Origin of the sequence: Nocardia sp. NPDC058176 (assembly GCF_042883805.1) — a bacterium.
GTDB lineage: Bacteria > Actinomycetota > Actinomycetes > Mycobacteriales > Mycobacteriaceae > Nocardia.
This window is the reverse complement of the sequence record NZ_JBHVVA010000002.1, coordinates 785,108-802,993: the sequence shown is the minus strand read 5'-3', so window position 1 is coordinate 802,993 and position 17,886 is coordinate 785,108. Positions and strand designations below refer to the sequence as shown.

General features: G+C 66.7%; 13 protein-coding genes. 7 read left to right on the top strand and 6 right to left on the bottom strand.

The window, feature by feature from the left end; translation table 11 throughout:
* Positions 1–115: 115 nt before the first annotated feature.
* The 5 genes from ACFVVM_RS16285 to ACFVVM_RS16265 are packed head-to-tail and all read right to left on the bottom strand — an operon-like array spanning position 116 to position 8,796.
* Entirely contained in the window at positions 116–565 is a 450-nt protein-coding gene (locus ACFVVM_RS16285) for a hypothetical protein (RefSeq protein ID WP_387618248.1), read from the bottom strand.
* Positions 566–573: 8 nt separating this feature from the next.
* Positions 574–1,071 (bottom strand): hypothetical protein, encoded by a 498-nt coding sequence (locus ACFVVM_RS16280; RefSeq protein WP_387618245.1) that lies wholly within the window; start codon positions 1,069–1,071, stop codon positions 574–576.
* Entirely contained in the window at positions 1,019–7,999 is a 6,981-nt protein-coding gene (locus tag ACFVVM_RS16275) for a toxin glutamine deamidase domain-containing protein (RefSeq protein ID WP_387618243.1), read from the bottom strand. The genes ACFVVM_RS16280 and ACFVVM_RS16275 overlap by 53 nt, the downstream gene beginning before the upstream one ends.
* Positions 8,000–8,002: 3 nt before the next feature.
* Positions 8,003–8,320, bottom strand: a complete 318-nt coding sequence (locus tag ACFVVM_RS16270; protein WP_387618240.1) for a hypothetical protein — start codon at positions 8,318–8,320, stop codon at positions 8,003–8,005.
* Positions 8,317–8,796 (bottom strand): YbaB/EbfC family nucleoid-associated protein, encoded by a 480-nt coding sequence (locus ACFVVM_RS16265; protein ID WP_387618238.1) that lies wholly within the window; start codon positions 8,794–8,796, stop codon positions 8,317–8,319. Before ACFVVM_RS16265 ends, ACFVVM_RS16270 begins: the two co-directional genes overlap by 4 nt.
* 685 nt (positions 8,797–9,481) lie before the next feature.
* Between ACFVVM_RS16265 and ACFVVM_RS16260 the strand changes: the two genes are divergently transcribed.
* Positions 9,482–9,952, top strand: coding sequence for a helix-turn-helix domain-containing protein (locus ACFVVM_RS16260; RefSeq protein ID WP_387618235.1), 471 nt, complete (start codon positions 9,482–9,484; stop codon positions 9,950–9,952).
* Between the two features lie 9 nt (positions 9,953–9,961).
* On the top strand, positions 9,962–10,525 hold the full coding sequence (locus tag ACFVVM_RS16255) for a PIN domain-containing protein (protein ID WP_387618232.1): 564 nt from the start codon (positions 9,962–9,964) through the stop codon (positions 10,523–10,525).
* 6 nt (positions 10,526–10,531) lie between these two features.
* Here the strand turns inward: ACFVVM_RS16255 and ACFVVM_RS16250 are convergent, their stop codons facing one another.
* Complete coding sequence (locus tag ACFVVM_RS16250) at positions 10,532–11,521, bottom strand: NADP-dependent oxidoreductase (RefSeq protein ID WP_387618229.1); 990 nt, start codon at positions 11,519–11,521, stop codon at positions 10,532–10,534.
* Positions 11,522–11,733: 212 nt separating this feature from the next.
* On the opposite strand from ACFVVM_RS16250, the gene clpB reads away from it, so the two are divergent.
* The 5 genes from clpB (at position 11,734) to pyrE (ending at position 17,841) form a co-directional block, all read left to right on the top strand.
* Positions 11,734–14,307 (top strand): ATP-dependent chaperone ClpB, encoded by a 2,574-nt coding sequence (gene clpB, locus ACFVVM_RS16245; protein WP_387618227.1) that lies wholly within the window; start codon positions 11,734–11,736, stop codon positions 14,305–14,307.
* A 63-nt stretch (positions 14,308–14,370) separates the two neighbouring features.
* Entirely contained in the window at positions 14,371–15,156 is a 786-nt protein-coding gene (locus tag ACFVVM_RS16240) for a DUF5666 domain-containing protein (protein WP_387618225.1), read from the top strand.
* 68 nt (positions 15,157–15,224) lie between these two features.
* Positions 15,225–16,409, top strand: coding sequence for a hypothetical protein (locus tag ACFVVM_RS16235; RefSeq protein WP_387618222.1), 1,185 nt, complete (start codon positions 15,225–15,227; stop codon positions 16,407–16,409).
* Positions 16,410–16,467: 58 nt separating this feature from the next.
* Entirely contained in the window at positions 16,468–17,274 is an 807-nt protein-coding gene (locus ACFVVM_RS16230; RefSeq protein ID WP_387618220.1) for an SDR family NAD(P)-dependent oxidoreductase, read from the top strand.
* Positions 17,275–17,277: 3 nt separating this feature from the next.
* Positions 17,278–17,841, top strand: a complete 564-nt coding sequence (gene pyrE / locus ACFVVM_RS16225) for an orotate phosphoribosyltransferase (RefSeq protein WP_387618217.1) — start codon at positions 17,278–17,280, stop codon at positions 17,839–17,841.
* The last annotated feature ends 45 nt before the right edge of the window (positions 17,842–17,886 follow it).

Sequence of the window (17,886 nt, the reverse complement as noted above, 5' to 3'; positions counted from 1 at the left end):
AGGTGCGTTCCTGTCTCTCGGTGTCGGTCATCAGGCCGAACCCGTTCTCTCGACGACCTCAGGTGGTGCCGCAACCTCGGCGGCTTCTCCGGTCGCTTGCACCAGTGCTGGTACGTCAGCCAACGTCACGGGCCTTCTCCAGCAATTCCTGCATCCAGCTGGGGATGTGTTCTGCAGCTCGGGGAAAGAGTTCCAATTCGCGAGCGCAGTCGGACGGGGACGGCAAATGTTCGGAATGGAAGTTGCTCGAGGGGATATCCCTGAAGTATTCTATCGAATAATAGTCGGGATAGTAGAGGAAGTATTCGGCCTTTATCCAGGCGCCGCGTTCGGGTCGCGCCATCCCTGCCCGCAATTGGGCAAACATGTCATCGACATCGGATGGCGGCTTCCAGATGCCTATTACCTGCTCTCGCTTGTTGAAGACAACGGCGCTGGATCCGCCGAAATCGTTGTCGCCGATTGTCATGTATTTCAGGTCGAGGCGATTCCACCCTGGCGGGGCAACGACCTCCAATCGATCAGTTATCGCTGAAAGCAGTGCGCCTTGTTCTTCGATGAACATCGGGTCTGTCACTGCTTTCCCTGTTCGCTGAGGTACTTGTACTCGCCGGAAAGGATCTGATTCAACCACTTCGGCATGTGCTGTGGGTCGCGTGGATAGATCGCGAGGTCGGTCTTCCAGGTTCCTATATCTGTGGGTGCAAACCAAAGTGGATCGTGATCGTAGTCGAAGACGATTCTATACTCCATGTTCTCCGCAAGGTTGTATCGAGCTAGGAACCATGTGCCACGCCCAGGTTCGTACATCATATCTCGTAGCTGATCGAGTGCTCTGCTTGCTGCAAAGAGAGGTTCGGGTATCTGAAATATTTTGCCACTGTCAAGGGTGCACCAAAACCCATAGTCGGAGACCGCGGCAGTACCTCGGTACTCGAGGTCGAGTCGTTGCCAATCGGGCGGCGCCAGCTGAATCAGATTCTCGCCTACTGTCCGAAGGAGTTCAATGGTCCTTTCATCATGATTGTAGTCGCGATCCGGGTGCGGGGTTCCGTGCCGCTGCTGGGACATTGTGGAAATTCCTAACCTGTATGTATTCTTCTGAATCGACTGGCGATACGGTGAACCTTACATGTAGTCGATCGGGTGTGCGAATATTCGGAGTGTGTCGTTCGGCGAATACATCGATTCTTCGGATTTCCGCATCGGGTGACCGACCGACCGACGACTGGTCGGATTCCATCCGTCGCCACGAGTCCGAGGTCGGGCGCTCCTCGAGTCGCCAACTGCTGTTTTCATATGCCCACTGAGGAACATGGTTGATGCGCTCACCTGGGCCGCCTGCCTCATATGGGGCCAGATGGCCGCCAGCGAAACGGAATAGGTTGGATGGATCGTCGGGATACAAGCTGGAGTCGTACTCTCCGGGCAGGTAGTTGCCATGCCTGTCTCTGCCTCCGCCCGCTATGTTTCCAACATCTGTTTGCAGGTCTGTCGAACCTCCCAGTCCCCGACGTGGGCCGAAGAAGGTTTCGGCAGTGATTCCGGCGGGTGAATATGTCGGTAGTACTGATGCCGCAACTGTGTCGCCGTTGTCGTCTGTTCGGAACAGTTGTCGAGGTTCTCGCGGATCGAGTCCACGGTGTTCCAAGTGGCGTGGTCCGACGGCATATGTGGTGTTTGGGCATGGCACCGAAAGGTTCGCATCCCATGTTGCCCCCGTGCCGAGTTCGGGATTGAATCCGTGCGTTTGGTTTCCGGACCACGTGTGAATATGGGAAAAGGCCCCATATTCGTCTGTATAGAAACTGCCATGCCAGTTGCCGTCAGTATTGTAAACATCGTAGCGAGTGTGTGGTTCGCGAGGTTGCTGCAACGAGAACGGACCCTGCGTGGCTGTGTCGTAATCGGTGATCGGATCTGTGCTGCTGTACATGCCTTGATCGTTGCCCCTGGGATCCCAGTCAACTGCGGGGTCGATAGGACCACCTCGAAATTCATCGAACCTTTGGGGTAGTGACTGTTGCGGATCGGTGGTGCCAGTCTGTGCCGCTGTATGTGCCGACAGCGATGCTGCGGGTTGGGCGCCGGACGGCCGTGAATCTTCCAGCGATGTGCCGACGTAGGTATGCGGATAGATTCCGGTTGCACTCTGTACCCGATATACGACCCCCGTCTCCGGAGAGCTGATGTCTGGGTTGTCTCCCAGCGGGTTGACCGTGCGGCCGTGCCCAGTATTCGCTGATACCAGGTCGGCGTGGGTAACTCGGCCGTCCGCATCGGTGTAGAACGTGCCTCTGGGATTACCGGCAGAGTCAGTTGCGACGATGCGAGAGTTCGGCGGGAGTTCCCCATTCGAATCCAGGATACGAGTGGTTGGCTCCACGGTCATCTCCACCTCGGAGAGCGGGGTGCCGCCGCTATTGGAAGGAGGATCCCATTCGGCACTCATCTGCGGCGATGGATTGCGGTTTGGCGGGTCCGTCCGTGGCGCGACCGGGCGAGCTCGGTCGACTGCTGTTTCGGGGGCGAATCCGCCCTCGGACGGGCTTCTGGTTCCGGCAGGGTTGGTGTTCGGGCCCTCGTTGGTGGTAGCGCCACTCGGGTGGTGGGTATGCCATTGACCGTCGGGTGGGATTCGGGGGATGCGGGTGCCGTCGGGGTTGGTGATGGCGCTGGAGGTGAAGACGTTTCCGTTGGCGTCGGTCCAGGCGGCTTGGGTGGGGGCCAGGACTTCTACGCCCAGGTGTTGGGACAGGCGGTTGGCGAAGTCGTTGGTGGAGGCGTCGCAGCCGATCAGGCGGATGGGGGTGGTGCCGTCCCAGCCGGAGCGGCGCAGGAGGTCGCCGTATTGCTCGGGGGTGAGGGTGTGGTCGCCGATGCGGGCGTTGCCGTCCGGGGTGATGTGGGTGTCGGCGGTGAAGCGGTGGGGGTCGGCGGGGACTCGGTGGGGGAGGTCGCCCATGGTGGGGTCGCCGCGGTGGTGGGAGACGCCCGCGGGGGTTTGTTCGGCGTGTTGGTTGTGGATGGCGTCGAGGTCGACGGTCGGGTTGGTGTCGACGGAGGGCGTGGTGTGCTGGTCCGCCCAGGAAGGGGTGGTGGCTCGGGCGAGGTCGGCGCGGGAGATGTCGGAGCCGAGTTGGTGGATGTCGGCGGGGGTGAGGGTGGGGTTTGTGGTCGGAGGAAGGCCGAGGGTGGCGCGGAGGGTGTTGGCGAGGTCGGTGCGGGTGGGGTTGGTGTCGGCGTCGATGGTGAGGTCGGCGGTGGCGGGGTTGGTGGTGGGGACCACGTCGACCATGAGCCAGTCACCGAGGGGGAATTGGTTGCCCTGGTTGAAGGTGAGATCGGTGGCGAGTTGGGTACGGTCGGCGACCGCGTCGATGGTGGTGGGTGGCGTTGTGGGAGAAGCGGTTACGGCCGCGGTGACGCGGATGACGCGGACCGGTTGGCCGAGGGCGGTGGGATAGCTCGCGCTGCGGTACGGGCGGCCGGTGGTGGGTTTCACCTGCAGGGCCTGGTCGTTGGCGGGGGTTACCGAGCGGAGGGATTCGCGGGCTTGGCGGGCTCGAGTGGCGCTTTCGAGGTCTTGCGGCGTGAGGGTGGTGTGGGCGGGTGCGGTCGCGGTGTCCTGTTGAGAATCGGTTAGACCTCGATCACCCCGGTCTGCGGCCAGCTCCCGGTCGCTCGGCTCTGCTGGTGTGCCCAGGCCGTCGCTGTCGTCGAGACTCGATCCGACGGGGTCACGGTGACTGGATTCTTGGTGATCTCGATCTGCAGGGAGATCCCCGGATCGGTCGGGTGTTCCAGGAAGGTCAGCTCGACCTGATACCTGATCTTGTTCTGGTCCTCGAATGTCCGAGTCAGCTGGATTCGGTGCGTTTTCGGATAGGCGGGCTCGGGTGGGATCGGGGGATGGATCTGGTAGCCCTGAGGTGGTTGCCCGGCCGCTGTCGTCCGGTCGAACTCCGCCGCGATCACCGGGAGCGCCGCGCTCGAGTGCTCGGTGATCACGCCCGTCGCCTTGTTGATCACGTAGGCCCCCTGGCCCATCCCCCGCTGGTGCTGTTCCCGGGGTGACAGGATCTGTCGGCACACCCAGCCGTGCTCGCTCTCCAGGATGCTGTACTCCTGGTTCGGTCCGAGTATCCGGGCCAGCAGGTGACTGGCCTGTTCCCGGGTTGGTACCGGTTCCGGCATGAGCGGGTCCTCCGTTCGCATCGATCGGTATGCACTGCATGATCGCCGCGTTCTCGGTGAGCGAGGACGGCGGGGTGAGCGAGGTTTCCCCGCTCTGCGGATCCCACCACACGGGGCCGGGTGCGCCGGGTGGGAAAACCACGACGGTGGCGTGTCCACCTTGCAGCACCGGAGTGCCATCCGGATGGAAGAGCTTGTTGCCGTTGGCATCACGGGCGTGCCAGTCGGTACCTACCAGTGCCGCCGAGCCGGGTCCCAACGCGGCGACATAGTCGTGCAACGCTTGATACTGATCGCTGACGGGCATCCCCGTGTAGGACTGGAAGTTCGCACCCAGCCACTCCTGTGCGCGCGCGGGTCCGCCGACCTCGCCGGATTGGTTGTCCCGTGCGCCATTCGACAACCGATCGTCGAAGCGTGGCGCCGACACACGAGGTACGCCGAAGAACGATGACAGCGCGGACAACGAACAATCCAGGCAATTGTTACTGCGACCTGGCACCGTGCGGCCACCATCGTTGACCAGTTGCCCGTACGGATGAGTGCGCGGGTCGGCGCCGACCGTGAAACGGTTGTCTCGGCGAAGCGCGTCCTCGACTCGGGCCTGGTGCGACGGGTGCTCGAGATCGCCCAGTCGGCGATGATCGACCACGCGGGAATCAGCGGGGTCGCTGAATCTGGCAGGAGTGTTCGCCCGCGCGATGTCGTTGCTGATCTCACGAAGATCTCGGGGACCCAGCGGCTGTCCCGCGGCGGCCGGAAAGAGACCGAACTGGTCCCGGAGCGCGTTGGCGGTGTCGTTCGGCAGCCGGTTGGCCGCCAGATCCAGATCGGCGGCCGCGGGATCCGTGGTGAATTCGACATCCATGAGGAACTGGTCCCCGCTGAGCAGTCGGCTGCCATTGTTGAACGCGGCATCGACCGTCGCCTGAATGTTCTCCATGGCCTGGTGCAGCTCGGCGGGCGACATCAGGTGCGCGTCGGGAATATGAGCGCGAACGCTGCCGACAGCCACCCACTGGTTGCCGCCGAGATGGAAGCGGCGAACGCGATACGCGGGTGGGCGTTGGGAGTACGGATTGCGGTTGGTGTCGATTGCGGGGGTACGGCCGTCTTGTGACGGCAGGCCGCGGAGCGATTCGCGCAGTGCGCGCGATTGATTGTGCTGCGGGGGAATCGAGTTGGCCGTGGGCGAAACGGTGTTGGTCGGCGAAGGCCCGAACGGCGACGGGTTGACCGGAGGCGTGGATGTGTTCGGGCTGGTGCCCGGTGGCTGCTGGCTGGGTGGGGACTGTGGCGTGGCAGGTGGCGGACCCGCAGGCGTCGATGGTGTTGCGCGGGCGGGCGTCGACGGCGGTGCGGAGCTCGACGTCGGTTGGCTCGCGGGAGTGGTCGGTGCTGCGGGGCGGGTTGGTGTGGAGGGTTGGGGACTGCTCGTTGCGGGCTGATGGGTTGCCGGGGTGACAGGGGTCGCGGTCATCGGGGGGACCGCGCCGGCGGGTGATGCGGGGGTGGATGTCGGTGTCGGCGTCGGGGTTCCGGCTGTCGGTGCGGTGGGGGTCATCGTCGCGGCGGCGGTGGTGGTTCCGTCGGACTGTGGTGTTCGGTTGGGGTCGGGCTGGGTGTTCGTTGGGGTTGTGGGGGTGTTCGGGGAGCTCGGTGGTGCGGTTGTTCCCGGGGTCGTTGGGGACGTGCCGGGATTGGCTGGCGTGGTGCCGGGCGTGGTCTGTGCGGATTCGCTGGGTGTCGAGGGTTGGGTGGTCGACGGAGCCGGGGTCGAGTCGGTGGGGGTGGTCGGTTGTGTCTGGGTGGGGGTGTCGACCGGGGGAAGCTCCAGTGAGGACGGGCTGTTGGTCGGGCCGGTGGGGTTTGTGCTGGTCGGAGCGGAGTTGGGTGTCGATGGAGTGGTGTCGCCGGGAGCGGACGGCGTGGTGTTGGCGGGTGTGGATGGGCTGGGCGCGGTGTCGCTGGGAGTGGATGGGTTGGTGCCGCCGTCGGGTGTGGAGGAGGCGGTGTCAGCGGGTGTGGATGAGTTGGGCGTCGAGCTGCTGGGTGTGGACGGCGTCGTGTCGCCGGGGTCCGAGGGTGAGGTGTTGGCGGGTGTGGATGGATTGGGTGGAGAGCTGTTGGGCGCGGATGGACTCGTGTCGCCGTCAGGTGTGGAGGGGGCTGTGCTGCTGGGTGTGGATGGGCTGTTGCCGCCCGGCGTGGACGGGTTGGTGTCGCCGGGTGTCGATGGGGTGGGTGTGGAGTCGCCCGGGGTGGAAGGGCTTGTCTCGCTCGGCGTGCCGGTGGGTGCGGGGCCGGAGTTGGTGGGGGAGGAGGGCGAATTGCTTTCGGGGGTGGCGGTATTCGTCGGTGCGGTGGGGGCAGGTGGGCTGTCGGCTGGTGAGCTGGACGAAGGTGACTGATCGGCTGGTGAGTTCGACGTCGGGGAGTGGTTCGCTGGTGAGCTCGGCGAAGGTGAGTCACTGACGGGTGAGTTCGGCGTCGGTGAGTCGTTGGTGGGTCCGCTCGGGCTTGGTGAGTTCTGTGCTGGTGAGGTGTCGTTCGGTGTGGTTGAGGCCGGAGACGTGTCGCTCGGAGTGGTGGAAGCCGGTGACGTTTCGCCTGGAGTGGCGGAAGCCGGTGACGTGTTGCCTGGGGCGGTGGGGCCGGGTGAATCGTTGCTGGGCGCTGACGGTGCGGAGGTGGACGGTTGGGTGCTCGCGGGCTGGGTCGCGCCTTCACCGGGAGCGGTCGATGGCGTGGAGGGGCTCTGCGGACCGGTTGATGCCGGTGTCGTCGAGGGTGATTCGCCGTTGGGTTGGCTGGAGGGGGTGCCGCCCGGCACGTTGCCGAGGTCGGGAACGTCTGGGGCCGTGGTGGTTCCGCCGCGTGAGCCTGATTCCAGGCCGCTCTGGATGCCGCCCGCACCTGCGCTGGTGAAGGTGTCGACGCCGATGTCGAGTTTGAATTCCTGATCGAGCAGGGCGGAGGCTACGCCTGCGGTGGCGACCTGGGCCGAGAGGTCGGCGCCGAGTTCGGTGGCGGCACCGGCGACGGAATTGGCGGCGAGTTTGCCTGCCTTGCTGGAGATCTGGTCGCCGACACCGCCGAGCCGGTCGCCCATCGCGCCGCCGACGGCACCGCCGACCGCGCCGCCGAAGGTCGCCAAACCCAGGTCGGTCCAACCGAAGTCGTCCATCGAGCGGTCACCCTTGGCGACCTGGATCGTGCGGGCGAGGGCATCGATGCCGCCTTCTTCGAGTGCTTCGAACATGGCGCCGCGCAGTGCCGCGCGAGCTGCCGCCTTCGCGGCGCCCCGGGCGATCATGCGGCTGATCAGCTGTCGTATCGCGATCCGCACCGAGACCTGCGCGGCCACCCGCGCCGCGACGCCCGCGGCGGCACCGACGCCGGTCCACGCGGTGGCGATCGCGGCGCCGATCTGCACGGCGGCCACGATCATGGTGCCGATGATCACGAGTTTGGTGTGTTCGATGTCGTTTGCGCCGTCGTCGAGGAGCTCGGCTTGCTTCTCGCACCATTTGCGGATCGCGGTGAAGGCGGCATCGTCACCGGCGAGCAGCTTGTCGCGGTAGGCGGCGATCGCGTCGTGGGTCTCGCCCTCGGACAGGGCCGACAGCGCCGCGTTCAACGCCGCGGCGGCCTGGTCGTCGACGGTGTCGAGCGCGTTGGCGGTGCTGGTCCACGCGTCGGCGAGGCGGCGCATGGCGGTTTCGTCGCCCTCCGGCCAATCACCCGCGCCGAGAATGTATTTCGCGACCCATTGCAGTGAGTCGGGAATCTCGATCCCCACCGGCTAGGTCCCCGTCGACTGCTTCAGCTGGGCCGCGCGAGCCGTGTCCTGCTCGACGAGTTTGTCGGCGACGGTGACCATGTTCGTGCCGAGCTGGGACATCGAGGTGGCCAGATTGCCCACCGACTTCTGACCCTGCTCCACGCCCGGTGTGTAGTTGTCGGAGAACGCGTTTCCGATCTCGTCGCTGCCCCAGCACTCACCCTCGGCCGCGATGGCGGCGCTGAGCGTGCTGAGTGCAGTGGTGAGGGTGGTGGCGACGGACTCGAAGGAGGATCTGGTGCCGCGCAACGCATCCGGGTCGGCTTTGAGAGAGCTCACCGCAGGTACCCCTGATTCCGGAAGTATTCGTCCTCGTCACGAGCTGGCGCTGGTGGCGGATCCACCGGTGCGCGGAAACGCGCCATGAGGTCTGCGGTGCTCGGCGCGCCCGGGATCAACTCGGGCAGGTCCGGGAGTTCGGTCGCGAGTCCGGTGAGAGATTCCAGTGCCTGCTCTTGACTCTGGGCCACCAACTGTTGCGCCGCCTGCACCGTCGCGGTGATCGACGCGCTCAACTTCTCCGGGGTCGAGTGCCGGAAAGCCGTTGGCTCCATGTGGACTTCGATCACCCCGGCCGCGTTGGCGGTGACGCGCACGAGATTGTCGTCGGACCACACAGTCCTCGGTTCGGCCGCACCGGCCTGCGCCGCGAGCAGCGCGGACGAATCCCGTTCGTACGCCTCGAGCATGCGATCGATCTCGGCACGCAGGCTCGCATTCCCGGCGCGCGTGATCTCGGGCAGATCGTCGGTCATAGCGAATCCCATTCTCGACAGCGGTATTTCGAGATATTGGACGCGCCATCCGCAGCTTGGGATCCCTATTGTGCGCTAAGTCTCATTCGCCGGAAGTGTCTGGGCCGGTCGGCTCGTATCGAACCCCGATCGGAGCACCCAGGGGTGCCGGCGTCGTAACCATCCCTCCCGGTTCCCCGCTCACAGACCCCGATTCGCGACCTCGGCCAACACTGGTAGCCCCACGCCTGGGTCGGCGTGTGGCGGGGTTGGACCTGGGCGTAGGTGTGCACTCCCGAAACCGACCAGGTGCGTACGTGCGAGGCGTACGACGATGGTGCTCGCAGGAGGCTGGGTGTCAGGGTTGTGTGTCCCTCGGTCGGGCTCTCCGATAACGACCGACAAGGAGTCGCCAAGGCCCGGGAAACGACACAGGCAGCCCATCGTGCGGGGCAGAGCTCACCCCGGAACGACGAAGGCCCGACGCCATGAGACGCCGAGCCGTTGCATGTAGGATTTCATCCCACGGTGCGAACAGGCTTTGACTGTTTCGTACCCAGGCCGTTCGGTGAGTTGGCGCTCACCGGGCGGCCGTTCTTGTTCGTGTGACGCTACACACTGCCCCGTCACCGAGCAACCCGCTGGCATCGGCCTCCGCCGATCGCGCCGCGCTTTCGTTTTTTTCGAATAGGTCTACACTCGGAGTATGTCAACAATGCTGCGGGAGAGTACGGTCTTCCCTCCTGACGACCCTGCTGACCTCGAACAGTTGGTTTCGAGCTTGCGGATCGACCAAGCCTGCGTCAAAGCCAGACTCGTCGGACCCGACGGCACCTACTTGGACATCCCTGACGAGCTCTACGCAGTGCTGCGGGATGCCGTCACCGCACTGTCGAATGGGTTGGCGGTCTCGATCGCACCGCACAACACCATGCTGACGACCCAGGAGGCTGCCGACCTCCTCAATATCTCGCGTCCCACTCTCGTCCGGCTGCTCACCGACGGGGAGATCGCCTACTCGATGCGCGGACGCCACCGGCGGGTGCTACTCCGCGACGTCCTGACCTACCAGAGCCGCGTACGTACCGAGCGGCGGGCAACGCTGGATGCGATGGCGGCAGAGGGTGAAGAGGCGGGCATCTACACCGCAACCTTGACGCCACCCGAACCGAGGTAGAGCGCGCCGATGCCGTTCAGCGTGTTCTTCGATGCATGTGTTCTGCACCCCGCCTACCTGTCCGACACGCTCCTTCGTATGGCGGACGCCCAGATGTTCCGGCCGCTCTGGTCCGCTGGTGTGTTGAGTGAACTTCGCGGAAGTCTCGTGCGCCGCGATATTCCACCGGACAGTGTGGACCGCCGGATCTCCCAGATGAAGTTCGCGTTTCCAGACGCGATGGTCACCGGCTACGAATCGTTGATCAGCGGAATGGAGAACGATCCGAAGGATCGTCATGTACTCGCCGCTGCGGTGCGTTCTGGCGCGGAGGTCCTGGTCACCTTCAATGTCCGTGACTTCCCCGAACACGCGTTGAAGTCCTACGATCTCATCGCGGTCACTCCGGACGACTTCTTGCTGGACCAGCTGGATCTCTATCCAGGACTGACTATTTCGACCCTGCACAGGCAGGCTGCTGCATATCGCCGGGATCCGAGATCGGTCACCGGCCTGCTGTCGGTACTGGAAAGGACCGGCACCCGGGTCTTTGCGGCCGAGGTCCGCCGCCACCTCGACAGCGCCGGTAGCTGATACGAATCAGATTGCCAGGACGGTCTTTCCGCGCGCGCTGCCCGCGCCGAGGACGGCGGGAGCGGCGTCGAGGGGGACGGTCATCTGGATGGGGACGACGACGTCGCCCGCGGCTACGCGGGTGAGGAGGCGGGTGAGTTCGGGGGAGCGGCCTTTGGATTCGAAGTTGCCGCCGGTGATGTCGCGTGCGCGCAGGGCGTTCTCGTCGGCGCCCCAGGTGATGGAGTAGGCGTGGCCGCCGCGGCGGACGAGGGTGGCGTGGCTGGCGAAATCGGCGGGGCCGCTGACCAGGTCGAAGAGGACGTCGATGCCGTCGGGGTGGGTGAAGCGGACCGCGTCGGTGACGTTGGAGTCGCGGTGGGTGGCCGGGTCCGGGTCGACGAAGTCGGGGTCGGCCGGGCGGATCTGGGTGTAGTCGATGGTCTCGGCGGCGCCGAGGCGCGCGACCTGATCGGCGGCATCGCCACGGGCGGTGGCGATCACGTGGGCGCCCGCGGTGTTGGCCAGCTGCACCAGGAACGAGCCGACCCCGCCGGTCGCGCCGACGATGAGGACCTTCTGGTCGGGCTGGATGTGCGCCGCGTCGACCAGGTCCTGCGCGGTGACCCCCGCGGTCGGCAGCGCGGCGGCCGCGACGGTGGTGAGCCCGTCCGGGATCGGTACGAGGGTCGCGTCCTCGGGAACGGTCGCGTACTGCGCCCAGCTGCCGTGCCCGGCCGGTGCCGTCAAGAACTTCCCGACCACCTTGTCGCCCACCGCGAACTTCGTGACCCCCGCGCCGACCGCCGACACCGTGCCCGCGCCGTCGACGCCGAGAATCATCGGGAAATCCGTCGGCATCTTCCCCTCGAGCAGCCCGTCGGCCATCTTCAGATCGAACGGGTTGACCCCCGCCGCGTCCAACGCCACCTGCACCTCACCCGGCCCGGCCGTCGGGACCGGCACATCGGCCAGCTCGGGGGTGGCGCCGAACTTCTGAACCACGATCGCGCGCATGGCGATGAACTCCTCACATCGGGGCTGAGCCGGGCACCGTAATCCTAGGCGGATAGCCGTTCGACATGCGGTGATTGATCGTCTTCGGTGGTGTCGCGGCGTAGCGTGAGCGCAGACCCGAACCCCGCGGAAAAAAGATGGAGTTGAGCGGAACAGACTCAACTCTGTGCACGTTGAACAAGTCGATATCGGACAAACAAAAAGGGAGATTCGTGGACTCGTTCAATCCCACCACCAAGACTCAGGCGGCGCTGACCGCCGCTCTTCAGGCCGCCTCGGCGGCGGGCAATCCGGAGATCCGTCCGGCACACTTGCTGGTGGCGTTGCTGGATCAGACCGATGGCATCGCCGCCCCGCTGCTGAAGGCCATCGGCGTCAATCCGGCGACGGTCGAGCGCGAAGCCGGTGACATCGTCGACAAGTTGCCGCGCGCGACCGGCGCCACCACCACCCCGCAGCTGGGCCGCGAGGCGCTGGCCGCGATCACCGCCGCCCAGCGGCTGTCCACCGAACTCGGCGACGAGTACGTCTCGACCGAGAACCTGCTGGTCGGGCTCGCCCAGGGTGAGACCGAGGTGGCCAAGCTGCTGCGCAAGCACGGCGCCACCCCCGAGGCGCTGCGTGACGCGTTCACGAAGGTGCGCGGCAGCGCCAGGGTCACCAATCCCGATCCCGAGGCCAGCTACCAGGCACTGGAGAAGTACTCCACCGACCTCACCGAGGCCGCCCGCGCGGGCAAGCTCGACCCGGTGATCGGCCGCGACACCGAGATCCGCCGGGTGGTGCAGGTGCTCTCGCGCCGCACCAAGAACAACCCGGTTCTGATCGGTGAACCCGGCGTCGGCAAGACCGCGATCGTCGAAGGTCTGGCGCGCCGGATCATCGAGGGCGATGTCCCGGAGTCGTTGCGCGACAAGAAGGTCGTCTCGCTCGACCTCGGCGCGATGGTCGCGGGCGCGAAGTATCGCGGTGAGTTCGAGGAGCGGCTCAAGGCCGTGCTCGACGACATCAAGAACAGCGCGGGCGAGATCATCACCTTCATCGACGAGCTGCACACCATCGTCGGCGCCGGCGGCACGGGCGATTCGGCGATGGACGCGGGCAACATGATCAAGCCGCTGCTCGCGCGCGGTGAGCTGCGCCTGGTCGGCGCGACCACCCTCGACGAGTACCGCAAGTACATCGAGAAGGACGCGGCGCTGGAACGGCGCTTCCAGCAGGTGCTGGTCGGCGAGCCGACGGTGGCCGACACCATCGGCATCCTGCGCGGCATCAAGGAGCGCTACGAGGTGCACCACGGCGTGCGCATCACCGACTCCGCGCTGGTGGCCGCCGCGACGCTGTCGGACCGCTACATCACCTCCCGGTTCCTGCCGGACAAGGCGATCGACCTGATCGACGAATCGGCCTCGCGCCTGCGCATGGAGATCGACTCACGCCCGGTCGAGATCGACGAGGTGGAACGCGCGGTGCGCCGCCTCGAGATCGAGGAGGTCGCGCTGGAGAAGGAGACCGACGCGGGTTCCAAGCAGCGCCTGGAGAAGCTGCGCCAAGAGCTCGCCGACGATCGCGAGAAGCTGAGTCAGCTCACCACCCGCTGGCAGAACGAGAAGAACGCCATCGATTCGGTGCGCGGGCTCAAGGAGCAGCTCGAGGCGCTGCGCGGTGAGTCCGAACGCGCCGAGCGCGACGGCGATCTCGGCAAGGCCGCCGAGCTGCGCTACGGCCGGATTCCCGCGCTGGAGAAGGAGCTCGCGGCGGCGGAGGAGGTCAGCGGCGCGGCGCCCGACGGTGACGTGATGCTCAACGAGGAGGTGACTCCCGACGACATCGCCGATGTGGTCTCGGCGTGGACCGGCGTGCCCGTCGGCCGGATGCTGGAGGGCGAGACCGCCAAGCTGCTGCGGATGGAGACCGAGGTCGCCGGGCGCGTCGTCGGTCAGGAAGAAGCCGTGCAGGCGGTGTCGGACGCGGTGCGCCGGGCGCGCGCCGGTGTTGCCGATCCGAACCGGCCGACGGGCTCGTTCCTGTTCGTCGGCCCGACCGGCGTCGGCAAGACCGAGTTGGCGAAATCGCTGGCGGACTTCCTGTTCGCCGACGAACGCGCCATGGTCCGCATCGACATGAGCGAGTACAGCGAGAAGCACTCGGTGGCCCGCCTGGTCGGCGCGCCGCCCGGATATGTGGGCTACGACCAGGGCGGTCAGCTCACCGAGGCGGTGCGCAGGCGGCCGTACTCGGTGGTGCTGTTCGACGAGATCGAGAAGGCGCACCCGGACGTGTTCGACATCCTGCTGCAGGTGCTCGACGAGGGTCGCCTGACCGACAGTCAGGGCCGCACAGTCGATTTCCGCAACACCATCCTGATCCTCACCTCCAATCTCGGCGCCGGTGGCGACCGCGATCAGGTGATGGACGCGGTGCGGCGGGCGTTCAAGCCGGAGTTCCTCAACCGGCTCGACGACGTGGTGATGTTCCACGCGCTCGACGCCAAGCAGCTGGAATCGATCGTCGACATCAACCTGCGGCAGCTGCAGAAGCGCCTGGCCCAGCGTCGGCTCACCCTCGACGTGAGCGAGGAGGCCAAGCAGTGGCTGGCCGTGCGCGGCTACGACCCCGCCTACGGCGCGCGCCCGCTGCGCAGGCTGATCCAGCAGGCCATCGGCGACAGCCTGGCCAAGGAACTGCTCTCCGGCGCGGTCGCCGACGGCGACACGGTGAAGGTGAGTGTGGACGACGCGACCGACAAGCTGGTCGTCGGACCCGAGGTTGTCCACAGCTCGTGATTTATCCACAGCCCGGTGCGTAGGGGCCTCCCAAACGCACCGGGCTGTCCTACGCTGGGGGTCATGACGAACCCGAACGATCCGTGGGGGCAACGCCCGGAGGATTCGCCGACCGAACGGTTGGGTTCGCCGGGCACGGAATCGACCAAGCCGTACGGTGGCGGCGGATTCGACGAGTGGGGGCAACCGTCGAATCCGACCCGGGCACTACCGCCGCACGACGCGCAATGGGGTGCCTATGAAAGTGGTTATCCCGTAGAACAGCCCCCACCGCAGCAACCGCCACCGGGCTACGGGTACGGCCATCCGGGCGCACCGCCGCCGGGCTATCCACCGCGGCCACAGGACGGTGACCAGGGCGAACCGCCGAAGCGGCACACCGGTTTGTGGATCATGCTCGGCCTGGCGGTGCTCGCGCTGATCGCCGTCGCCGGTGTGCTCGGCGGGCTGGTGCTCGGCCTCGGCGACTCCGGCGAGGACAAGACGGCGGCACCGCCGCCGAGCAGTGTGCTGCTGCCCCCGCCGGTCACGCAGCAGCCGTCACCGAACACGCCGCCGGACACCAGCGGCCTGCCCGGCTTGCCCGGGCTCGGTGGCGGTGAGGATCTCGGTGCGACCATGGGCAGCATCACCGCCAATTCCGGTTCCGAGATCACCATGAGCACCCTCGGCGGGTCCACCGTGCGGGTGCTGATCGACGATGCCACCCAGGTGATCTCGCTGACCAGCACGAAGGCGGCCGACCTGCCCGTCGGCGACATGGTTATGGTGCAGGGCGACAAGAACCCAGACGGGTCGATCCACGCCAAGATCATCATCAGTACGGCGTTACCGGGCGGCCCCCGATGAGCGACCCGCGCGTCGAATCCCCGGTGCTACCGGGCAATCACGGCGACGGCTGGATAGGCTAGGCGACGATGACGGCTATGTGGTTCGGGTTGGCGGCGATCGCACTCGTGGGTGCGGTCGTACTGCTGTATTTCGATCGGGTCCAGCGACAGCGGACCGGGCACGCCCGCCAGGTGTGGGCGAAGTCCCAGGGCTACACCTATGTGTCGGTGGAGCCCGCGCTCGCCTCGACGTGGCGTCGTGGCGCCCTGGCCAAGCTCGGCTACCTCTCGGCGGTCGACGTGGTCTCCGGCATTCGCAAGGGCGAGAAGTTCGTGCTCTTCGACCTGGAAGATGCGGCGACCCTGGTGGCCGTGCGCCGCCAGATCGGCTCCGAGATCGATGTCGACATGCGGCTCAAGACCGCCTCGCCGCCCAAGGACCACGATCTGGAACTGCTCGGCGCGATCGGTGACCGGGTCGTGTTCGCCACCGACCCCGAGATCGCCCGCCACGCGGTGGATCAGCGGATGGTCGGCTTCATCGAGTCGCTGTCGGACACCGTGCAGATGCTGTGGAGCGAGGGCAACTGGACCCTCGGCATGCTCCCGGTCGGCAGCGGACCCAAGGACTGGGAGACCGCGATCGACGCGGTCCTTCGCCTGTCCGGCCTGCTGCACGTGCTGCCGCCGGTGGCCGAGCCGAGCGAATACACCCGCCCGCGTTCGAGTTCCGACCTGCCGCCGCAGGTCTCGGGTTTCCGGGACGAATACGACGACGACGAGCGCGACGGGTTCGGTGCCCGCCCCAGCGCCGCCGAGGTCGAGGAGCGCGGCCGTGCCCGCTTCCCCGGCCCCGACGAACTGGACGAGCCCGACGACGACTTCGACGACGAATCGATGTTCAGCCGCCGTGCCCCGGCCCCGGCCACCGACTTCGACGACGAGCCGCCGTTCGGTCGTGGCCCCGCCCGCGCCTCGGCCACCGAGCCCGGCGACGACTACGACGAGCGCGCGCCGATCGGCCGCACCGCGTCCTACCCGCCCGACTTCGATCCCGATCTCGACGATCCCGAGTTCGAGGATCAGCCGGCGCCCGGCCGTCGCCCGCTCGGCGAGCCGCCGCGGCGCCCGTCGCTGGCCGTGGTGCCCGAGCCGCGTCCCCGCGTCGAGCCGCCGCGCCCGGTCGGCGCCGAGGGCGACGAGGACTCCGATCAGCCCGGCGGACCGTTCCACCCCGGCTTCCGCCCGTACCAGGGCCCCGTCCCGAAGTGATCCCGTGCCGCGGTGAACGTCGCCGCGGCATCTTCCCGTCGACCGGAATCGACCAGCGATGACCGATAGTTCCTCACGCCTGCCCGGCGCGCTCCGCCCCGTCGCCATGATCACCGGACCGACGTCCGGCATCGGGCAGGGCTTCGCCCACCGTCTCGCCGCCCTCGGCTACGACCTGGTCCTCGTCGCCAGGAACGAGCAGCGCCTGCGCGCACTCGCCGACGAGCTCGGCCGCCGCTACGCCACCTCCGCGGAGGTGCTCGTGGCCGACCTCGCCGATGACGACGACCGCGCCCGCGTCGCCGACCGGGCCGCCGCCGGCATCCAGTTCCTGGTCAACAACGCGGGTTTCGCGCACTCGGGGGAGTTCTGGACGCTGGAACCGGCCGAGCTGCAGGCCCAGCTCGACGTCAACGTCACCTCGGTGCTGCAACTGACCAGGGCCGCGCTGCCGTCGATGATCGCCGCGGCCTCCGGATCGATCGTGAACGTGGCCAGTGTGGCCGGGTTGATCCCCGGACGGGGGTCGACCTATTCGGCCTCCAAGTCCTACGTCGTATCCTTCTCGGAAGGGTTGGCGGGTGGATTGGCGGGCACCGGTGTCCGCGTCCAGGCGCTGTGCCCCGGGTTCGTGCACACCGAGTTCCACGAGCGCGCAGGCATCGAGATGAGCTCGCTGCCCAAGCGACTGTGGCTCGACGTCGACCAGGTCGTCGACGGGTGCTTGCAAGATCTGGACTCCGGTCGGGTGATCAGCGTGCCCGGCGTGCAGTACAAGGTGCTCACCGCGGTGGCGGGCTTCGTCCCGCGGACCCTGGTGACCCGCTTGAATCGCGGTCTGTTCAACGCACGCGGAAGGACTTAATTGATGATCGACCAGGCACGTCAGGCGCTCACGACCGCCGATCGCGACCGGCTGGCCGCGCTCGTGCGCGAGCTCGCGGTCGTGCACGGCAAGGTGACGCTGTCCTCGGGCAAGGAGGCCGACTACTACGTCGACCTGCGCCGCGCGACGCTGCACCACCAGGCGGCCCCGCTGATCGGTTCGCTGCTGCGCGAGCTGGTCGCCGACTGGGACTTCGACTCCGTCGGCGGGCTCACCATGGGCGCCGATCCGGTCGCGATGGCCGTGATGCACGCCCCCGGCCGCCCGATCGACGCGTTCGTGGTGCGCAAGGCGGCCAAGGCACACGGCATGCAGCGCCAGATCGAGGGCCCCAATGTCGTCGGCAAGCGGGTGCTGGTCGTCGAGGACACCACCACCACCGGCAACTCGCCGCTCACCGCGGTGCGCGCGCTGCGCGACGCGGGCGCGATCGTGGTCGGCGTCGCCACCGTCGTCGACCGGGAAACCGGCGCTGACCAGGTGATCGCCGCCGAGGGGCTGGAATATCGATCCATCCTCGGGCTCGACGACCTTGCCCTGAGCTAGCCTGAACAGCGCCAAGCGCGGACGACGACGTTGTCGTCCGGAAAG

Coding starts and splice junctions, on each gene's coding strand:
- ACFVVM_RS16285 (WP_387618248.1), bottom strand. CDS start 565: ATGTTCATCGAAGAACAAGGCGCACTGCTTTCAGCGATAACTGATCGA.
- ACFVVM_RS16280 (WP_387618245.1), bottom strand. CDS start 1,071: ATGTCCCAGCAGCGGCACGGAACCCCGCACCCGGATCGCGACTACAAT.
- ACFVVM_RS16265 (WP_387618238.1), bottom strand. CDS start 8,796: ATGACCGACGATCTGCCCGAGATCACGCGCGCCGGGAATGCGAGCCTG.
- ACFVVM_RS16260 (WP_387618235.1), top strand. CDS start 9,482: ATGTCAACAATGCTGCGGGAGAGTACGGTCTTCCCTCCTGACGACCCT.
- ACFVVM_RS16255 (WP_387618232.1), top strand. CDS start 9,962: ATGCCGTTCAGCGTGTTCTTCGATGCATGTGTTCTGCACCCCGCCTAC.
- ACFVVM_RS16250 (WP_387618229.1), bottom strand. CDS start 11,521: ATGCGCGCGATCGTGGTTCAGAAGTTCGGCGCCACCCCCGAGCTGGCC.
- ACFVVM_RS16240 (WP_387618225.1), top strand. CDS start 14,371: ATGACGAACCCGAACGATCCGTGGGGGCAACGCCCGGAGGATTCGCCG.
- ACFVVM_RS16235 (WP_387618222.1), top strand. CDS start 15,225: ATGACGGCTATGTGGTTCGGGTTGGCGGCGATCGCACTCGTGGGTGCG.
- ACFVVM_RS16230 (WP_387618220.1), top strand. CDS start 16,468: ATGACCGATAGTTCCTCACGCCTGCCCGGCGCGCTCCGCCCCGTCGCC.
- pyrE (WP_387618217.1), top strand. CDS start 17,278: ATGATCGACCAGGCACGTCAGGCGCTCACGACCGCCGATCGCGACCGG.